This window comes from Mucilaginibacter sp. UYNi724 (genome assembly GCF_054057495.1).
In genome coordinates this window covers 16087-32458 of sequence record NZ_JBSRZI010000022.1, presented here as the reverse complement: position 1 = coordinate 32458, position 16372 = coordinate 16087, and the positions used below count along the sequence as shown (strand labels likewise).

Below are 16372 nucleotides of genomic sequence, written 5' to 3'. Positions count from 1 at the left end.
GTTTTATCCAATAAATTTTCGATGAGCAATTTTTACGTTCGCTTGGCTTACCATTGCATAGTGTAAGGTTGTATCTATTTTAACGTGACCTAAAAGTTTTTGAACTTGCTCAATAGGCATTCCTTTATCGATAGCCATGGTGGCAAGTGTTCGCCTAAATTTATGTGGATGTACGCGAAACACATTCGATTTTTGGCCCATTTTTCGCAATAAGTTTTCAACTCCACCGATTCCTAAGCGATGATTCGGCTTCGCTAATGACACAAAAAGCGCTGGGTTATCGTCTTTCCGGGCGACTAAGTATTGCTTTAAGTGTAGTTTAGTACGAGCATCAAAATAAACCTCACGCTGTTTATTACCTTTTCCAGTAACAATGCAAGAGCGCTCGTGAAAATCTATATCATCTACATTAATATTAACCATTTCACCAACACGCATCCCTGTAGAGTAAAGCATTTCTAGAAGCGCTAAATCTCTAATTTTGTGGCAATTATCTCGTAATATTTCAATTTCTTCATCATTTAAAATTTCCTTAATAATTTGAGGTGCTTTTACCTTGTTTATTCTTCTTACCGGGCTTTTAAGAACATAATCTTCATTTTCTAACCATGTGAAAAAGCTGGATAATATTCTTCTAATATTATCCAAAGTTACTTTGCTTGATTTTTTTCGTTCTTGATAGCTCGCGAGGTAAGTTCTCAAATCATTAGTCGAAATTTGGTAAATACTTTTTTTAAGATCCTTTAACACAGCGTTTATAGTATTTACATAGTAAATTAACGACTTTTCCGAACAACCCTCGATTTTTTTCGACGCAATGAACAAACTTACTAAAGTATCATTGTCGCTTATTTCCACGCGTTCAGGTTTAGCTAATTCTTTTTGTATTTCGATATTTAACGAACTGTTGTGCAGCACGTTGCTTAAATATTGAAGTTGCTTAAAATTTAAAATTGGAGACATTGCTTCGATAATTTCTTGTTTAGTCGTTTCTCTCATTACTGTGTTTTTAAGATTAAACCACAAAGAAACAAGTTGTACTAAAGTTGGCAAGTCCGAAAATATACAATTAGGAGCGTTAAATGATAATTTAGAACAGATGGCTAAGGCCATTTATGACTACTGGTTTGTGCAGTTTGATTTTCCAAATGAAGCTAATAAACCTTACAAATCATCTGGCGGCATAATGGTTTATGATGATGTTTTGAAAAGACAAATACCGAAAGGTTGGAAAGTTGAAAGTTTATTGGATATTGCGAATTTCATAAACGGTTTGGCCTGTCAGAAATACAGACCCATTGATGAAAATTCTCTTCCTGTTATAAAAATCAGAGAAATGAATGACGGCATATCCCAGAATACAGAAAAAGTCAGAAAAGATATTCCACCAAAATATATTGTAAATGATGGAGATGTTTTGTTCTCCTGGTCAGCATCTTTAGATGTCAAAATATGGACGGAAGGGACTGGGGCATTAAATCAACATATTTTCAAAGTTACCTCTTCAACGTATCCAAAAACATACTATTACTTCGAACTTCTTAATTACTTACAACATTTTAAAATGATGGCTGAATTAAGAAAAACAACTATGGGGCATATCACACAAGAGCACCTTAGAGATAGTAAAATAGTAGTTCCAAACTTGACCGTTATTAGTAAATTGGATGAACTGCTTAGCCCAATTTTCAAGAAGGCACTTGTTATCAAAAAACAAAATCAAGGACTATCTGCATTACGAGATTGGTTACTACCGATGCTAATGAATGGGCAGGTAACAGTTAAATAAATTGTAAGATAAATTATCATTTAGCTATTAGATACCTTGTTTTTCGGATAAATGTCAATGGCCCCGCAACTATAGAAGCAGGTATGTTATGAGCGAGAGCGAATTTCATTCCTGCAAAGGCAGCGAGGCTGGCGGTGTAATGAAACCCGGCGCGATAGCGCGTGGTGTAATAGAGCCGCTTGCCGCAGACGTTCGGTTAATGTATCATTACCATTCATGTAACGATAAGACTTAATAAATGGGTCTTATCGTTACACAAAAAGTAATGAATGATGATAATTGGTAAGTTATTGTTTTGATAACCAAGCAGCCGTTTTTTGGCTGCTTGGTTATACACTTATCTATTTGATGAGTTTGTTCAACAATAAATAAACCATAATCAAAAAAACAAACCCCAACATACCCAATACCATTATTTTGTAATACTCGGGGCTTCTCATTTGTTCCGGGAATATTTGAAACCTTATTTGTTTGGTAACGGGTTTCGGGCCTTTCTCAATAGTTTGATTGATCGCCAATAAACTACTGGCTAACGTCTGGTTAACCAATGAAAGATCTGGCTTTGGTGCCTGCACCTGTATATTGCTAAATTTAGTTTCAAAACTATTGATCATTCTTTCAGTTTGCTTTTTACCGGCTTCAATAAACCGATCTTTTTCATCAAGCTTTTCATTTTGCATACTCATAAAGTCCTGCATCTGCTTATTGTGCAAAAAAACCTCCTTAAGTATTTCTGTTAGCGTTATTTCATCCATTGGTGTTTCTTCTTGTGTTTTCATATTGAAATTCCTTTCGAATAGTTAAGTTTTTGTTCCTGTTCTTTAATTAATTCTTGTTGTTGTTTTTGTTCCTGTAGCCGTTGCTGCTGCATTTGCTGTTGTTTTAATAATTGCTCCTGTCTAAGCTTCTTTTCAATATCCATCAGGGCGTAACCCACCTGGCTGCCCTTGAAACGAACTTGCTGTTGATCGGTAAATGCAATGCCACGCCCAAGCTCTACCGCATAGCCTCGCTTTTCCATGTACTTTTTTAATGCTGATGCATCCTTACATTGTTTAATGGCCTGGGATAAATGTTGCTTTAAAGTCTCCTTACGATGGTCGATTCGCTTTTCCTGAGATACTCTTTGTTCGGGCTTTAAGAACCTATTAGGGCTTAATACTTTAGTCAGTTTGTATTCCAGTTCCATCTTGCGGCAGTATTCCGCGATACGTTTATAGCTATTGCTATCGCTGGCTGTTTTCCCATCATAACCTATGCGGTTGGCAACAATATGGAGATGCTGGTGTTGCCTGTCGCTATGTTCGATCACCACGTACTGATTGTCATGAAACTTAAATTCCCCTGCTAACTTTTCAGCCATATCAATCTTGTCTTGCGGGTTTAATTTACCCGCATCACGGTGGGCAAAGCTGATCGCGAAATGGAATACCGGCTTACTTACATTTGGATTAAGCTTGCTGACTTCAATAAAATCACGAATCAATTGCAGTTTGTCGCCAAAACATTGATTATAGGCAATAACTTCTGCCTGCTTCTTTTCCATCTCATCTAACTGCATCGCCTTGGTTTGTTGCAAACGGCCTTCAAAAAGATAGTTCAGGCAGCCCCTGAAACTCTTACCCGTTCCTGCTTTACCAATCATGATACAAAATTTTTGATTTCCTTAACAATAGCTTGCAGGCTCCTGATCTCCTGGTTAAGTAAGGCTCTTTCCATTCCGTTAAAATCACTGCCCTGGTTGCGCTTCTTAGCCAGCTGATTAATATTAGCAGCAATGTGGTTCAATGTTCCGGTTAATTGCAGCACCGATCTCGGTAAGGTTCGCACCCTGACAACGGCCCGACTCTGTAGACCGAGATCACGGAGAAAAACGGATACCGTTTTTCCTGCATTCCGGGCATTGGCCTGAATAATCTTTTTTTCCAAAAGGTTGCACATCACACTTAAAGCTTCGCTTTTTTTGTGCGATACTTTTGGGCGTCCGCCTTTGTTAATTCTTCCTTTTTTCTCCTCGCCAGCCTTATTACTTATCTTTTTGAGCAAGTCTTTCATGAGCTTAAATTCTTTTAAAAAATCCCCCCGAATGCGATAGCATGAGCGGGGGCCAGCAAGTTTCGGCAGGGCCGAAACATAGCTGGCTCCCACATCGGGGCTAATGCCCCTCGTGTTGCCCGGATACTTCGTATCCGGTGATCTGCCTTTCTCTTTTTGGTTTGATTTTAATTTCAGGCTATAGCCCGAAATACTTATTTGCTTAATAAGTCTTCGGCCTTTTTCGAGAGGCGGTCAACTGCTGTACCGCCTCTTCTCTGATTTCGTCCGTTGTCTTCTTCCGGCCAGACTTAATCCATTCCGTTAATTCGGACCGATAGAAATACAGCCGCTTGCCGCGCTTATTCACGGGGATTTCTTTACGGCATACTTTACTGTAAATAGTCGGTACGGATAGATTCAGAAATTTGGCAGCGCTAGAAATGGTCAGGAGTTCTTCTTGTCCCGGTGGCTGCTCATGCTGATGAAGTAAAAGCTGTTCAATGCTTTCAAGCTTATCCTGAAGTTTGCTTACCGCTTGCGGTAATTGGTCAAATGTTAGTGTTTCCATTGCGCATTATTTGTTTAATGCTGCAATGGTAGTGGCTTGTTTTGCTGGGTTACAAGAGGGTAAGCTGTAACCTCACTGTAACCCACTCATTTCTTTGTTATCTTTTGTTACGGGGCGTTGGTAGGATATAGAATTTGTCCTCCTTCTGTTCAATCTTCAAGATGGGGGATTTGCAAGGCCGGGTTTTGGTAGACATTAGACCGTTAAGATAGCCCTCTGTTAATTCCCTTGCTTCGGCTTGATTAGAAAGATAGTTAAATTTTGGAGCGATCCATCGCTCCAGATCTGCCATCTGGCAACCTACGATCAACCGGGCATCAAATAACTGTTTGAATGCATCGGCCAGCTGATTACCAAAACCACGGAACACCAACGGTCTGTCTGGTGCCTCATCTGATAATAATAGTTTTTCAAGGCTGGCGTAATCTTCGGAAACAAAATACTCTCTTAATAAGTCGAGTAGTTGCAAGGCAATACCCGGTTTGAAAGTCGGATAGCGACCTATTGGTTTAATTAGGGTTTCATTTTCAAACACCGTTTCCGGCTCTCTGATTTTTTCCGGTTCTTCGTCCTGCTTCACTTCCTCCTTTTTAGCTTGAAGTGATTTCTGAAAACCTTCAAATGAAAGGTGATCCTTAATCGAATTTTCAGCATTATAGATGAGTTCCATTAAAAACTTTTCACGTAGCTTAACAGAGTCGCCCAGGTCTTCCGCAAATTTGGGAGTCACTTCTATCACATCACGATCAGGTTGCAGATTATTCACGATAAACAAATAGTCCAACCTTACTGAAAATATAAAAGAGCGATCATAAACGAGCTTCATTTCTGAATAGTGCTGATTATAATTGCTCCAAAACTCTTTAAATCGACTACGAACCTTAGACAATTCAGCCAGTTGAAGTTTGATACGCTCTTTGTCTAACGCAATTAGATCAATAAAAGCCATATCCCTTAAAACCCTTAATTCACTCCTGTAAGAAAAGGAATCGTAGTATTGAGTTTGGTAGGTTAAATCGTAGGTTTTAACATGCTTCTTTTCATTTGTGCCCGTTTCCGTTGCAATATCATCTTCGATAATACGCAGGTCAAATGTTTGTATGCGGATTAAAAATTTCTTTAGATGCTGCATATACCATTTAGTTAGATGAATATATAACAATAACAAATTTGGGGCATTTAGTTTAAAAATTGCCTATCAGTATTTAACTTCATGATACACATGCGCATTAAGTTAAGTGGCTGTCAAGACTAAAGCCAGCTCCCTTGCTATCAATAATGGTTACGAAGTAAAATATTACTCGGAAATGGCGTCTAAAGATTCTCTCTCTGGCACCTTATAGCTCTCCAACGTTTCATACAATTGTTTCTTGATCTGTTTAACCAATATCCTTGGGCCAAGCACACGAAGCTTCGATCCAAAACCCAATAACTCTCGCTCCAATTCAAAATTCATGATTACGCGTATGCTAAATATTTTCCCTGTTTGATCTTCGCTCAACAGCTTTTGCGTATGATGTAAAGGTTTGGTTACTACATAGGGTGCGTTTTTAGAATCAATCCAAAACACTACTTCTACATCGCGCTGACTGGGCGATTTAGTTACACCTATTACGTCGTTATAATAGGTAGCCAGGTCTATGGTGGTATTCTCCATATAATTTTCATCATGCGCAGTAATGGTCTGGATCCTATCCAGTGCCAAGTTAAGCAACGGTTTATAGCGCTGATGGGATACTCCCAACACAAACCAACGGTTGCGGTATTCTTTCAGTAGGTAGCCGCTAAAGCAAAAAGTACTGGCCTCGCGCGCTTTAAATGATTGATAGGTTAAGCACATGGTTTTTTTGGCCACAATATACTTGCGAATCACTTCTATCCATTCCAGTCCTTTCAGGTTATCGTTCTTCTCAAAATCAATTACCGGTGTACTTTGCGTTTTTTGCGAGTAGATCTTGTCCTCAAGCTTGCTCACCATTTCGTTCAGATCGGTAAATGGTTAAAGCCCTTAAACTGCTTTAACAGGCCCGATACTTCGCTAAGCACCTGCATATCCTGTTGGTTGAGCGGGCTGTTAGTTATGCTGTAATTCTTATCACTATAAGTGTAATACTTCTTGTCAACTACCACAATTGGCGCTTCGTAACCCAACTTATTGCTGCGCATCATTTCCATATCGGCCTGTACAGTACGGCGGCTTACACCTGTATCAATACCTTGGTATTCGTAAATGGCATTACTACAAGCATCTATCAGATCATCCAGTGTCCATTTCTTAAAACGGTTTTGCAAGCATTGATCAATAGTACGGTAGCGGATGAGGGCGTTGCGGTTAACAGGCATCGTTTTGAAAATATTTTGATGAATTTATAAATTATTTTTCACTACGCAAATACGCTGCGCACTTGGTGTTTCTCTTTGTATTGTCGAAAGGCTGAACGCGTTCACGAACGCCCCCGCTCTCAATCCGGAGAGCGGGGTTTTGGCCCGGAGACTTTTAATTGTAAATTCATTTATCATTACAGATATGGAAAAGGAAAAAATAGGCAACAACGAGTTGAAAGCATTAGGTATTAACGATGTGGAAGTATTGGTAAACTTTAGCCGCGTAGCTAATGGTTTGCTAAAACATGGTGTAATGGACAAAGCCAATATCCTTGCCAACCTTGAAGAATTAATCGACGACCCTATGCCTTACGCCTTAAAAAAAGGCGGCAAATTTAAAAACCTGGCCGAAGACGTTATTGCTATGCGTAAAGAAGGCAAATTTATAAAGCAAGAACGCAGCAACTTTAAATTAAAAGAAGAAATAGTCGAGTTCCCGGTATGGGGTTTGGAGCATATTGAGGTGGGTGCCTTAACGCAAATGCGTACCGCGATACAATTACCTATTGCGGTTGCCGGCGCTTTAATGCCAGATGCACATCAAGGTTACGGATTGCCTATTGGCGGTGTATTAGCCACCACGGCCAATACCATTATACCGTTTGCTGTTGGGGTTGATATTGCCTGCAGAATGTGTTTAAGCATTTTCGCTTTGCCTGCCGAAGCTATTGATACCGAAACCGACAAGCTGAAGAATATATTGGTTGATAACACCTACTTCGGTATAGGTTGTACTACTAGGTCATATTTTGATAGTTCTTTGTTTGATAGTAAAACCTGGGGCGAAACCAAGATCATCCGTAGTTTAAAGGACAAAGCCTATGCGCAATTAGGAACCAGCGGAACCGGTAACCACTTTGTAGAATGGGGTGAATTGACTATTGCTGACGGCGCTTTAAACGAGATCCCGGCGGGTAAATATTTGGCTTTACTTTCGCACTCCGGCTCACGTGGGTTTGGCGGTACCATTGCCGACCACTACAGCCGTATAGCCATGACCAAAACCAAGCTCCCGACTGAAGCCAAACACTTGGCATGGTTAGACCTGGATAAAGACGAAGGGCAGGAATACTGGATAGCTATGAACCTTGCAGGCGAATATGCCAGCGCTAACCACCACGAGATCCATAATAAAATAGCCCGTGCCTTAGGCATTAAACCTCTTGCTATGATAGAGAACCACCACAACTTTGCCTGGAAAGAGCACCTTGCCGATGGTGCCGAAGTAATGGTACACCGTAAAGGCGCGACCCCGGCCGGTGAAGGCGTATTAGGCATCATCCCTGGCTCAATGAGTACGCCCGGTTTTTTGGTCCGCGGTAAAGGCGATGCCGCCAGCATCAACTCGGCCAGTCACGGTGCGGGCAGGGCTATGAGCCGTAGCGCGGCCTTTAAAACGCTGGACCCGATAGCCATTGCCGCTAACCTGGTTGATAAACGAATCACCCTGATGGGCAGTGATGTGGATGAAGCGCCAATGGCCTACAAAGATATCCATACGGTAATGGCTGCGCAGCATGATTTGGTGGAGGTATTGGCCCAGTTTGAGCCGAGGATAGTGAGGATGGCGGATGCGAGGGAGAGGCCGGAGGATTAGCCAAATATTCAGAGTGTTCCAATTAGATTAGCGGAACACTAATCTAATTGGAACGATGGAAACACTCAGCTATAATGAAATTTCATTTTCAGTTGGATGTCAAAAGTAAACTAATGAAAAGAATAGGTAAAATATTAATGTTGAATTCTTTATTAAATTTAAACTGTAATGGAAACGAAAAAAAAGAAAGACTTATCGCAAATAATTACTTGCAGGCATTGTGGTAATGTTTCGAAAATGGAAATTATCGGAAACGTAAATGATACCCATGAAATGAATGATCCTCAATATGGTTTTTCGGGATATTACGGTACAAGTTATAATGTATTGCAATGCCCATCTCCTGCTTGCAATAAGGTAAATATTGTAAAATATGATTGGGATGAAGGAATGGAAAGAGAAGATATAAGATACGAATTTTTATATCCGCAAAAAAATAGTTATCCAATTGGTTTACCAGATCCGATACTTAAAGCATTTATGGCAGCTGATAAAGTTAAATCTATAGATGTAAATGCGTATGCGACATTGATGAGGCGAGTCTTAGAAATGGTGTGTATTGATAGGAAAGCAACAGGCGGAACTTTAGCCGCTATGCTTAAAGATTTACATATAAAAAACGAAATCCCCGAAAAGCTTGTAAAAGTTGCTACAGGTCTTAAAGACTTTGGTAATATTGGTGCACACGCGGGTATTGGCGAATTAACTGAAAAAGAAATCCCAATCTTAAGTACGTTATGTAATGCAATTTTAGAATACGTTTATAGTGCACCTTATTTAGCAGACTTAGCTGAAGAAAAACTTAAAGCGATAACAAAAAGGAAAGTTAAATAATATGGCAACAGGAATAAAATATCCCAACATTCAATCTTATCATCTTGAAAGCATTTGTAGTGTAATAGCTAATACCAATGAAGGTCTAACTGGAACTGAAATATTAGAAATTTTAGGTGATTGTAGAATCACAGATATCGACCCATTAAACAAAAAAAGCAAACGTTTATATAATGCTTTTGCCAATTATCAAAATGAGAATCAATGTTCTAATAAGATACTAAATTTTTTAACTACGGCCATGCAACCCTCGAGGTATCTTGGTAAGGATGACTTATTTCACTCGCGATTAAACGCATTAAATAAATCATTATCCTTTATAGGTTTAGCAATAACTGAGCAAGCTAAATTTACAAAAATTGATAAAGCAACTACACTGACTGAGGCGCAACAAAGGGCAAGCCGTTACAATTACAAATTGGAATTAAGAAATGTGCATCAAAATATCACCAAGTACTGTACAGAGGAAATATCTGACGAGAATTATTTCCATTCAGTATTTGAGGCTGTTAAAGGTCTTGCGGATCGGATACGCACCATGACTGGCGTTTACGCCGACGGTGCAAAATTGATAGAAGTTGCTTTCTCTTCAACCAACCCTCTTATTAAAATCAATGCTTTGCAAAATGAAACGCACAAAAGCGAACACCTGGGATTGGCGAATTTAATTAAAGGCTTATTTGGACTAATACGTAATCCTACTGCTCATTTGCCTAAAATCCAATTTAACATTGATGAGTTTGATGCACTTGATATAATGAGTACCATTTCACTTGTACATAGGAAATTAGATAAAGCTTTTTAGTACCTGTTGTCATAAGTGCTGCTTGCAACTACACCGTTCACATTGAGCTTAGGCTGCTAATATATTAAGGCTTTAGCAGTTAAGCATGCATTGATAGATATCTTGCACTTTACTGTATCTTATATTGTTTTAATTCTGTAATTTGATAATGCTACTTCCAGTCCACAAATAAAATACTCTGTTCTAAAAATAACCTATCTAACTGTTGCCAATCTGGCTCAACAATAATAAATCTTTTATGGAAAAAATCTTCACTAAGATACTTACCGCTATAAAAATACTCGATATTAAAACGACGCGTGTTAGTTGATAAGCAATTTGAAGTTGATAAATAAAAATCAATATTGTGTCCCTTGACGTTTGCTACAAATTTAGAGCGAGATGGATCTTGAGCATGTTCGAACCGAGGAGCTACATATTTCAAATTTATTACGGTTGTATGATCACGGTCTTTAATCTTTGTATAAACGCCTTCGGAGAAATATGTTTTAAAATCATTCAAATCTCTTATTCGGTCAGAGTCATGCACGTCAATTGGAATACAAAAGACGACCGTTTGGGCGACATTGTCGCTTGCTTCAACTATAGCTATTAATCCTTTCTTCTCAAAAGGCGATTTTGTTAAGATACGCATTGGTATACCGATTTATAACAGGCATTTAATTCGTCTTCTGCTTTTTGGCTTTCAAATTTGAACTGATATCCGATGTCTTCAATTATGGCAAAAGGCGCAACAATATAATCGTATCCCGATAAATAGGTATTGGTTTCACCGTTAAGTTTTAAATTTGCCCAAGTACTTACAACTTCCGATTGTGTTTTGATTATTTTACCTTTTAGCTGAACGAATCGGGGCTTTGGGATATCAAATTCAATTACCACCGCTTCGGTACCATATCTAACTTGCGCCCAAATTGCAGCTAAAGCAATAGATGACCCTGTATAAAATCCTTTCCCTAATTCACCTTTACCAATATTTACACTCACTATAGAAGGTGGCCCTACAATTATTAATGCATTCTTCTTATTGGTTCCGTGATAACTAATATTAGTCATTTAGACTGTTAAATTGATTTTACTGGTAAATATATACATTAATATCAAACACATATTGACTTATAGTCTCCTCTTGCTAGCGCGCATGCCGGATTTGCTATTCAACATCGCCTGGCTGGCGCGCGCGTGTCGCCTGTGCACCCTAATATCCAAAATCCCCTCCAGCTAATTCAATTCTTTTAATAGCTCAAGTTTTTAAATCCACACTCAAACGAGACAAAATTACCATCTGTAAAAACCGGCGTTTCAGGGTCGAAAAAAGACGTTTTGTAGCGGTTGGCTGAAGTTGAAAACCTCTATTTAACCTATTAAACTGTATTCCAGGCATTTAAATAAAAACTAAAATACGTTTTTCTTTAAATTGTTAATAATCAATTATTTATAAATATTCACGAGCGTTCACCGCCGTGAACATGAACACCTGAAACCTCTATCAAAAAAAATAAAAAATAATTCTACTGCGCAAATACACTGCGCAGTACCCGTGTTTCTTTGTATCAACATTAAGAAATAAAGGAGGTTCACAATGAAATTCAACCTGTTAAGCAAAACAAAAAACCAGACCGTTAACCACGCGGGTGCCAAAGCGTTTACGCTGTCGCCAGAAATGGAACTGTACACCGCCGTGGTTACCTGGAGCTTAAACGACTCTTTTTACGAGAAAGACCAGGCGCGTTTAGTGCGCCTGCAAAAACTGATCGCTGCGTGCGACCCTGTGTTTGTGGGTAAGCTGGCTGTTTATGCCCGCACCAAAATGTATATGCGTTCGGTACCGCTGGTGCTGGTAACCGAGTTGGCTAAGCTGCACTCGGGCGACAATTTGGTCGCCCGGGTTACCGATGGAGTAATTGGCCGTGCCGATGAGATAACAGAGCTATTGGCCTGCTACGAATTGCTGAACGAGCGCAAAGGCACCAAAAAGCTAAACCGCCTGAGCAAGCAATTGCAAAAGGGTTTATCGACCGCGTTCAACCGCTTTGACGAGTACCAGTTTGGTAAATACAACCGCGATGGCGCTATCAAACTGCGTGATGCCTTGTTTTTGGTTCACCCTAAAGCGAAGGACGAATTGCAGCAAGTGCTGTTCAACAAAATAGTGAACGGCGAGTTGCAAACACCTTATACTTGGGAGACCGAATTATCGGCCTTAGGCCAGATAGGTTTCGATAGTAACGAGGCTAAAGCCGTAGCGTTCCGCACTAAATGGGAAGAGCTGATAGACAGCGGCAAGCTGGGCTACATGGCACTGCTGCGTAACCTGCGTAACATACAGGAAGCAGGCGTAAGCTATGCACACTTTGAAAAACTATGTGCACGGTTAGGTGATGCCAACGAAGTTGCGAAGGCAAAACAGTTTCCGTTTCGTTATTTGGCAGCTTACCGCGAGTTGATAAACGCAGTGGTAAACAAGGTGCCTGCGCAGGGCGTGTTAGAAAAACTAACTGCCTTGATGAAAGGCAGCAACAAAGGCTACACCGGCGAATTGCTGGATGCTTTGGAAAAAGCAGTTCAGGCAAGTGCTGCCAACATCAAAGGTTTTGATGCGGAAACCCGCGTGCTGTTAGCCTGCGACGTTTCGGGATCGATGCAGGTGCCTGTATCGGCAAAGAGCAAGATCTTGCTGTACGATGTGGGTTTAATGCTGGCTATGCTGTTGCAGAGTCGTTGTAAAAACGTAGAGGTAGGTATGTTTGGCGATAAATGGAAAACCATAACTGTACCACGTAATAACATATTGGGTAACGTACAGGAGTTTTATCGCCGCGAGGGCGAGGTGGGTTACAGCACCAATGGCTACCTGGTTATCAAGGATATATTATCCCGTAAAGTACAAATGGACAAGGTGTTTTTATTCACCGATGCCCAGTTATGGAACAGCAATAATACTGCCGACCATATCCAAACTCTGTGGGTACGCTACAAGGCAGAGGTAGCGCCAAACGCAAAACTCTACCTGTTCGACCTGAAAGGTTACGGGCAAGCGCCATTGGAGGTATTGCGAAATGATGTTTACCTGGTAGCCGGCTGGAGCGATAAAGTTTTTGAAGTGTTAGCTGCCTTAGAAAACGGAGGCTCGGCATTGGATGCGATCAATAACATAGAACTATAAACTAAGTATGGGGAAGCTAACACCCCATACTTTTAAAAAGAAATTAAAAAATAAGGATGCCGTAGAAACGGGTTACTTCGCTCATGAAGGGGGTGGGCAGTGTGGTGCAAGCTATGCTGGAGGTTCGAGTCCTCACAAGCGAGCCCCCGTCCCGCGTTCGCCTGTTGCTCCTTATAAAATATAAAAGAAGGTGTCGTAAATAAGTCTTACTTCGATTGGACGCTGGGGTTGGCGGTTCGAATCCGTCCCCGCAAGGGTAGCTCAACTGGATAGAGCACAGTGCAGATTGGCTTATTGCTTTTTACCCTTCTTTTTAAAGAGACTAAAAATAAAATAAAGGATGTCGTAGAAAAGGGTTACTTCGCGTCACTGGTTAGGAGGAAATGGCATTTTGGTACATACCACAGGGTGGGTTCGAATCCCGAGCAATTTCCTCATCCCTGATCGCCCGTTACTCCTTTATAAAATATTAAGGTGCCGTAAATATGCGCTACTTCGTGTCGTCGGTTCGACTCCGGCCTTTGGAAGTAAATCCCATTGTAGCTCAGTTGGTAGAGCAGTGCGAGCGCATATTGCCCATCGCCCTTAAAAATAAAGAAGATGCCGTAGGTAAGCGTTACTTCAACCTGTCACGTTAGCAACACGCTTGCCAGATTGTCGCTCTTCTTTTTTTAAAATACCTAAACCTAAAAGGTGCCGTAAACTGGTGATACTTCGGTTAGAGTGTCCCGGAAGGGAAGGCCGGTGGTTCAAATCCACCCGGCGATTTATTTCGCATAGTAGCTCAGTAAAAATGCATCAGTTGCTTTTTGCCCTTTTTAAAAACATAATGAAAGATGCCGTAGGCGGGTGATACTTCGCCTGGTGAAACCGCGTAAGCGGTAGGGTTCGACTCCCATAAGCCACCCGCCGGTTGTTGCTCTTTCATTTATATTTTGTAACCTTATATTATTAAAATCATGACAGAAACTATCCTTCAAAAACTGCTCGAACTGGAGCAGAGTGAAAATATAAAAATATTGTACGCCTGCGAATCAGGTAGCCGGGCGTGGGGTTTTGCCTCGCCGGATAGTGATTTTGATGTGCGCTTTATATACGCCAGACCGATAAATGATTACCTGGGTATAACAGAATTGCCGGATAACGTTGGGCTGCCTGTTAACGAGGTGTTGGATATAGGTGGGTGGGATATCAAAAAAGCATTAAAGCTGTTCCTGAAGTCGAATAGCACACTTTACGAGTGGCTGCAATCGCCAATAGTGTACCAGGAATATTCAACTTTTGCTGATGATCTGCGTAAGCTAATGCTAGAATACTTTTCGTTACGCTCGGGCGCTAATCATTATTTATCAATGGCCTACAATACGCTCAGGGACGATTTGCAAACCGAACAAGTTAAAATGAAACGCTACTTCTATGCACTTCGCCCGGCATTGGCTTGTCTGTGGATAATAGAAAAGCAAACAGTACCGCCAATGGAATTTGAACCACTGCGGATTATGATAACAGACAATGAAGTTCAAAACGTCATAGATGAACTGCTGGAAAGGAAAAAGGATGCCGTTGAAAAAGCTTTAATAGCACCTGTTCCGGTACTTAACCTATGGCTAAGCTCTACACTTGACTATTGCAAAGAACGTATACCTATGCTACTGTCGGAAAAGAAACACCCGGATGAATTGAATAACATCTTTAGAAAGTACTTGCAACCATGACCTACGAGCAACTGAAACGAAAAAGGGAATTGATCTTGTTGGATTGTATCAGCGGCAGCACAGCTTATAACCTGAATGTTGCCGGTTCTGACGTTGATAAGAAAGGGATATTCATCATGCCTCAAAAGCAGCTATATGGTTTTGATCGCCAAGATCAGATTGCTAATGCAACCAACGATGAAGTTTACTTTGAGATTGGCCGTTTCCTGGAATTATTGACGAAGAATAACCCTAATATATTGGAGCTTTTAAGCACGCCTAACGAGCATGTATTATTTCGTCACCCGTTAATGGTTCTGATCAAACCGGAAGACTTCCTATCGAAACTTTGTCTGGATACTTTTGCAGGTTATGCGCAAACCCAAATCAAAAAAGCCAGAGGCCTAAATAAAAAGATCAATAAACCATTAGACGCTGAACGTAAATCGGTATTGGATTTCTGTTTTGTGATCCATAATAATGATAGCATCCCATTGAAGGAATGGCTGAAAGAATTTGGTTTCAGCCAGGAAGAATATGGCTTGGTTAATCTGGACCATTTCAGAAATGTGTATTTACTATACCATCAAAGCCAGTTGACCGGGGGACAATTCAAAGGGATCGCTTCAGGTGCTGAAGCTGATGATGTGCAGTTAAGTTCTGTCCCAAAAGGAATAGAGAACATTGCTGTAATGAATTTTAATAAGGATAGCTACTCAATTTATTGCCGGGAATATAAAGAGTACCAGGAATGGGAAGCAAAGCGGAATGAACAGCGTTATCAAAGCACACTGTCGCATGGGAAAAGTTATGATGCTAAAAACATGATGCACACGTTTCGGCTCTTGAACATGGCTGAAGAAATTGCATTATACCGACAAGTGATCGTTAAACGTGATGATCGTGATTTCCTGCTAAAGATCCGCAATGGTGAATTTGAGTTCGAAGAGCTTATGCAGATGGTTGAAGAAAAAATGGAACAGATAAAAGCGACGTATGAGAAATCTTCCTTACCCGACAGACCGGATATTCAAATGGCGGAAGATATTTTAGTTCGGATCAGGATGTCATTTTATTAGGTTACCAAAATTCAGCCTACTAATTGCTATCGGGAATCAAATCAGGTCTAAAATACACTATTCTTAACGATTTCATTACCCGAAATCCTTATTTAATTCTTGCACAAAAAATCACGCTTGATTTAAAAACCTTCAAAATTGTGTGAGAAATGTGTGAGAAACAAAAAACCCCACTCGCCGGAGTGGGGTTAAGTTATTGATAATCAAGCTCCTGAGCCTGGACTCGAACCAGGGACCCTCTGATTAACAGTCAATTATAGGCAATTATTGATGCTTTGCAGTTCTTTGTTATATATTGATTATCAATATTTTATGAAATAATCCAATCTTGTAATTTAGTGCTTTTTTGTAATTTTTTGCCCATTTTTCTGCAAATTTTCTGCAAATAATCGAGTGATTATCATTATATTTGTATTAA

The 16372-nt window shown here is 40.3% G+C and carries 19 protein-coding genes; 8 read left to right on the top strand and 11 right to left on the bottom strand.

What is annotated here, in order from left to right:
• Positions 1-3: 3 nt before the first annotated feature.
• A complete protein-coding gene (gene xerA, locus ACVW0P_RS21220) occupies positions 4-1113 on the bottom strand; it encodes a site-specific tyrosine recombinase/integron integrase (protein ID WP_457133835.1) in 1110 nt (369 codons plus the stop codon).
• On the opposite strand from xerA, the gene ACVW0P_RS21215 reads away from it, so the two are divergent.
• Together ACVW0P_RS21215 and ACVW0P_RS21210 are read left to right on the top strand one after the other, a co-directional pair.
• Positions 1100-1789: a restriction endonuclease subunit S gene (locus ACVW0P_RS21215; protein ID WP_457133834.1), complete on the top strand. Its 690-nt coding sequence runs from the start codon at positions 1100-1102 to the stop codon at positions 1787-1789. The two genes, xerA and ACVW0P_RS21215, sit on opposite strands and share 14 nt — an antisense overlap.
• 88 nt (positions 1790-1877) lie before the next feature.
• Positions 1878-2024 (top strand): hypothetical protein, encoded by a 147-nt coding sequence (locus tag ACVW0P_RS21210; protein ID WP_457133833.1) that lies wholly within the window; start codon positions 1878-1880, stop codon positions 2022-2024.
• A gap of 106 nt (positions 2025-2130) precedes the next feature.
• Here ACVW0P_RS21210 and ACVW0P_RS21205 read toward each other — a convergent pair whose 3' ends face one another.
• From ACVW0P_RS21205 to ACVW0P_RS21175, 7 genes are all read right to left on the bottom strand, one after another.
• Positions 2131-2568, bottom strand: coding sequence for a hypothetical protein (locus ACVW0P_RS21205; RefSeq protein ID WP_457133832.1), 438 nt, complete (start codon positions 2566-2568; stop codon positions 2131-2133).
• A complete protein-coding gene (locus tag ACVW0P_RS21200) occupies positions 2565-3434 on the bottom strand; it encodes a relaxase/mobilization nuclease domain-containing protein (protein ID WP_457133831.1) in 870 nt (289 codons plus the stop codon). The genes ACVW0P_RS21205 and ACVW0P_RS21200 overlap by 4 nt, the downstream gene beginning before the upstream one ends.
• Positions 3431-3844: a plasmid mobilization protein gene (locus tag ACVW0P_RS21195; RefSeq protein WP_457133830.1), complete on the bottom strand. Its 414-nt coding sequence runs from the start codon at positions 3842-3844 to the stop codon at positions 3431-3433. Before ACVW0P_RS21195 ends, ACVW0P_RS21200 begins: the two co-directional genes overlap by 4 nt.
• Before the next feature lie 202 nt (positions 3845-4046).
• A complete protein-coding gene (locus ACVW0P_RS21190) occupies positions 4047-4394 on the bottom strand; it encodes a helix-turn-helix domain-containing protein (protein ID WP_457133829.1) in 348 nt (115 codons plus the stop codon).
• Between the two features lie 97 nt (positions 4395-4491).
• A complete protein-coding gene (locus tag ACVW0P_RS21185; protein WP_457133828.1) occupies positions 4492-5526 on the bottom strand; it encodes a hypothetical protein in 1035 nt (344 codons plus the stop codon).
• 165 nt (positions 5527-5691) lie between these two features.
• Positions 5692-6372 carry a helix-turn-helix transcriptional regulator gene (locus ACVW0P_RS21180; protein WP_457133827.1) on the bottom strand — a complete coding sequence of 227 codons (681 nt, stop codon included), beginning with the start codon at positions 6370-6372 and terminating at the stop codon, positions 5692-5694.
• 5 nt (positions 6373-6377) lie between these two features.
• Entirely contained in the window at positions 6378-6737 is a 360-nt protein-coding gene (locus tag ACVW0P_RS21175; protein ID WP_457133826.1) for a hypothetical protein, read from the bottom strand.
• Positions 6738-6921: 184 nt separating this feature from the next.
• Here ACVW0P_RS21175 and ACVW0P_RS21170 point away from each other — a divergent pair, with 184 nt between their 5' ends.
• From ACVW0P_RS21170 to ACVW0P_RS21160, 3 genes are all read left to right on the top strand, one after another.
• Positions 6922-8376, top strand: a complete 1455-nt coding sequence (locus tag ACVW0P_RS21170) for an RtcB family protein (RefSeq protein ID WP_457133825.1) — start codon at positions 6922-6924, stop codon at positions 8374-8376.
• Between the two features lie 168 nt (positions 8377-8544).
• Positions 8545-9210, top strand: a complete 666-nt coding sequence (locus tag ACVW0P_RS21165) for a DUF4145 domain-containing protein (RefSeq protein ID WP_457133824.1) — start codon at positions 8545-8547, stop codon at positions 9208-9210.
• A 1-nt stretch (position 9211) separates the two neighbouring features.
• Positions 9212-10015, top strand: coding sequence for a TIGR02391 family protein (locus tag ACVW0P_RS21160; protein ID WP_457133823.1), 804 nt, complete (start codon positions 9212-9214; stop codon positions 10013-10015).
• Positions 10016-10166: 151 nt separating this feature from the next.
• Here the strand turns inward: ACVW0P_RS21160 and ACVW0P_RS21155 are convergent, their stop codons facing one another.
• Complete coding sequence (locus ACVW0P_RS21155; protein ID WP_457133822.1) at positions 10167-10649, bottom strand: hypothetical protein; 483 nt, start codon at positions 10647-10649, stop codon at positions 10167-10169.
• On the bottom strand, positions 10637-11071 hold the full coding sequence (locus tag ACVW0P_RS21150; RefSeq protein ID WP_457133821.1) for a hypothetical protein: 435 nt from the start codon (positions 11069-11071) through the stop codon (positions 10637-10639). The genes ACVW0P_RS21155 and ACVW0P_RS21150 overlap by 13 nt, the downstream gene beginning before the upstream one ends.
• A 526-nt stretch (positions 11072-11597) precedes the next feature.
• Between ACVW0P_RS21150 and ACVW0P_RS21145 the strand changes: the two genes are divergently transcribed.
• Positions 11598-13181, top strand: a complete 1584-nt coding sequence (locus ACVW0P_RS21145; protein ID WP_457133820.1) for a TROVE domain-containing protein — start codon at positions 11598-11600, stop codon at positions 13179-13181.
• A gap of 784 nt (positions 13182-13965) precedes the next feature.
• On the opposite strand, the gene ACVW0P_RS21140 is transcribed toward ACVW0P_RS21145, so the two are convergent.
• Positions 13966-14109 carry a hypothetical protein gene (locus ACVW0P_RS21140; RefSeq protein ID WP_457133819.1) on the bottom strand — a complete coding sequence of 48 codons (144 nt, stop codon included), beginning with the start codon at positions 14107-14109 and terminating at the stop codon, positions 13966-13968.
• A 31-nt stretch (positions 14110-14140) separates the two neighbouring features.
• On the opposite strand from ACVW0P_RS21140, the gene ACVW0P_RS21135 reads away from it, so the two are divergent.
• Together ACVW0P_RS21135 and ACVW0P_RS21130 are read left to right on the top strand one after the other, a co-directional pair.
• Positions 14141-14896 (top strand): nucleotidyltransferase domain-containing protein, encoded by a 756-nt coding sequence (locus ACVW0P_RS21135; RefSeq protein WP_457133818.1) that lies wholly within the window; start codon positions 14141-14143, stop codon positions 14894-14896.
• Positions 14893-15954, top strand: a complete 1062-nt coding sequence (locus tag ACVW0P_RS21130; protein ID WP_457133817.1) for a DNA polymerase beta superfamily protein — start codon at positions 14893-14895, stop codon at positions 15952-15954. The genes ACVW0P_RS21135 and ACVW0P_RS21130 overlap by 4 nt, the downstream gene beginning before the upstream one ends.
• Positions 15955-16372: the final 418 nt, after the last annotated feature.

What these genes read in the sequence shown, in the direction of transcription:
- ACVW0P_RS21210 (WP_457133833.1), top strand. Translation starts at nt 1,878, where the DNA reads ATGAGCGAGAGCGAATTTCATTCCTGCAAAGGCAGCGAGGCTGGCGGT.
- ACVW0P_RS21180 (WP_457133827.1), bottom strand. Translation starts at nt 6,372, where the DNA reads ATGGTGAGCAAGCTTGAGGACAAGATCTACTCGCAAAAAACGCAAAGT.
- ACVW0P_RS21190 (WP_457133829.1), bottom strand. Translation starts at nt 4,394, where the DNA reads ATGGAAACACTAACATTTGACCAATTACCGCAAGCGGTAAGCAAACTT.
- ACVW0P_RS21145 (WP_457133820.1), top strand. Translation starts at nt 11,598, where the DNA reads ATGAAATTCAACCTGTTAAGCAAAACAAAAAACCAGACCGTTAACCAC.
- ACVW0P_RS21195 (WP_457133830.1), bottom strand. Translation starts at nt 3,844, where the DNA reads ATGAAAGACTTGCTCAAAAAGATAAGTAATAAGGCTGGCGAGGAGAAA.
- ACVW0P_RS21150 (WP_457133821.1), bottom strand. Translation starts at nt 11,071, where the DNA reads ATGACTAATATTAGTTATCACGGAACCAATAAGAAGAATGCATTAATA.
- ACVW0P_RS21175 (WP_457133826.1), bottom strand. Translation starts at nt 6,737, where the DNA reads ATGCCTGTTAACCGCAACGCCCTCATCCGCTACCGTACTATTGATCAA.
- ACVW0P_RS21155 (WP_457133822.1), bottom strand. Translation starts at nt 10,649, where the DNA reads ATGCGTATCTTAACAAAATCGCCTTTTGAGAAGAAAGGATTAATAGCT.
- ACVW0P_RS21160 (WP_457133823.1), top strand. Translation starts at nt 9,212, where the DNA reads ATGGCAACAGGAATAAAATATCCCAACATTCAATCTTATCATCTTGAA.
- ACVW0P_RS21215 (WP_457133834.1), top strand. Translation starts at nt 1,100, where the DNA reads ATGGCTAAGGCCATTTATGACTACTGGTTTGTGCAGTTTGATTTTCCA.
- ACVW0P_RS21165 (WP_457133824.1), top strand. Translation starts at nt 8,545, where the DNA reads ATGGAAACGAAAAAAAAGAAAGACTTATCGCAAATAATTACTTGCAGG.
- ACVW0P_RS21130 (WP_457133817.1), top strand. Translation starts at nt 14,893, where the DNA reads ATGACCTACGAGCAACTGAAACGAAAAAGGGAATTGATCTTGTTGGAT.
- ACVW0P_RS21205 (WP_457133832.1), bottom strand. Translation starts at nt 2,568, where the DNA reads ATGAAAACACAAGAAGAAACACCAATGGATGAAATAACGCTAACAGAA.
- ACVW0P_RS21170 (WP_457133825.1), top strand. Translation starts at nt 6,922, where the DNA reads ATGGAAAAGGAAAAAATAGGCAACAACGAGTTGAAAGCATTAGGTATT.
- ACVW0P_RS21200 (WP_457133831.1), bottom strand. Translation starts at nt 3,434, where the DNA reads ATGATTGGTAAAGCAGGAACGGGTAAGAGTTTCAGGGGCTGCCTGAAC.
- xerA (WP_457133835.1), bottom strand. Translation starts at nt 1,113, where the DNA reads ATGGCCTTAGCCATCTGTTCTAAATTATCATTTAACGCTCCTAATTGT.
- ACVW0P_RS21140 (WP_457133819.1), bottom strand. Translation starts at nt 14,109, where the DNA reads ATGAAAGAGCAACAACCGGCGGGTGGCTTATGGGAGTCGAACCCTACC.
- ACVW0P_RS21185 (WP_457133828.1), bottom strand. Translation starts at nt 5,526, where the DNA reads ATGCAGCATCTAAAGAAATTTTTAATCCGCATACAAACATTTGACCTG.
- ACVW0P_RS21135 (WP_457133818.1), top strand. Translation starts at nt 14,141, where the DNA reads ATGACAGAAACTATCCTTCAAAAACTGCTCGAACTGGAGCAGAGTGAA.